Here is a 1,216-nt window from a genome sequence, read left to right on the forward strand (position 1 = left end):
CGCCTCTCCCGCCGGCCGGCCACCCGGCGCAGCGGGCCAGTACGGCGGCGCCCGTGCTCCACAGCGGAGCCACCCCCAGGGCGGCGAAGCCGAGGACCGTCGCCGGTCCCACCGCGAGCTCGGCGAGGAGATTGCAGGGGATGGCGACCAGCCCGACACGGGAGGCCAGCAGGACGATCACCGGCGCGCACACCGCCTGTGCGGCCGCCGCGGCCGCGACGACCTCGGCGAGCCTCGGTGGTACCCCGCGCCGGCGCAGCGCGGAGCTCCAGCGCGGGCCGATCGTGAGCAGGGCTCCGGTGGCGAGGACCGAGAGCAGAAAGCCGTAACTGCGGGCCAGCCAGGGGTCGTACAGCACCAGCAGCAGTACCGCGGTGGCCAACGCCGGGACCAGCGATCTACGGCGGCCGGTGCCGATCGCGAGCAGGGTGACGAGACCGCAGGCGGCGGCCCGCAGAACGCTCGGGTCGGGTCTGCACACGATCACGAAGGCCAGCGTGAGGGCCCCGCCGAGCAGCGCGGTCGTCCGCAGCGGGATCCCCAGCCGCGGTGCGAGTCCGCCTCTCTCCGCCCGCAGCGCCCTGCCCGGAGGGCCGATCAGCAGGGCCAGGACCAGGGTGAGGTTGCTGCCTGACACCGCCAGCAGATGGGTGAGATCAGTGGTCCTGAAGGCGTCGGAGAGGTCGGGAGGGACGCGCGAAGTGTCGCCCACCACCAGTCCGGGAAGCAGCGCGCGGGCATCCGGGGCGAGCCCTTCGCTCGCTTCCCGCAGTCCGGCGCGCAGATGTCCGGCCAGTCGCTGCACACCGGTTGGCGCACCGATGACCTGCGGTGGCCTGCTGCCTTCCACACTGAGCACGGCCGCGATGCGGTCGTCGCCGGAGAGCGGCGGCTGGGGGCGGGCGCTCAGCCGCAGCCGTGTGGTCGGCAGCAGCCGCTGCCACGCGGCCGAGTGGGCGATCACGAGGACCGGCGTGCGAACGGTGGAGGTCGTACCGTCCGGTGCGCGTACCCGTGTCACATCGGCGTCGAGGACGACGGATCCGCGGGTCGCGTGATCGCCGCGGATCCGGGGGCGGGTCGGGTGCGGATCGGATGTGACGGTCAACTCCACTGCGACGCGGGCCGACTGACGCGCCAGCTGCGGCAGGGGCCCGCGCCGGACGTCGGCCGCGTGCAGCCCACCGGACGCGGCGCCCGCCGCGGCGCACAGCAG

General features: G+C 74.8%; 1 protein-coding gene. It reads right to left on the reverse strand.

From position 1 onward, the window contains the following. On the reverse strand, positions 1–1,216 hold a 1,216-nt coding region (locus tag G3I19_RS36530; RefSeq protein WP_164267951.1), incomplete at both ends, for a ComEC/Rec2 family competence protein.

The organism is Streptomyces sp. SID10853 (genome assembly GCF_010548145.1).
Taxonomy (GTDB): Bacteria; Actinomycetota; Actinomycetes; order Streptomycetales; family Streptomycetaceae; genus Streptomyces.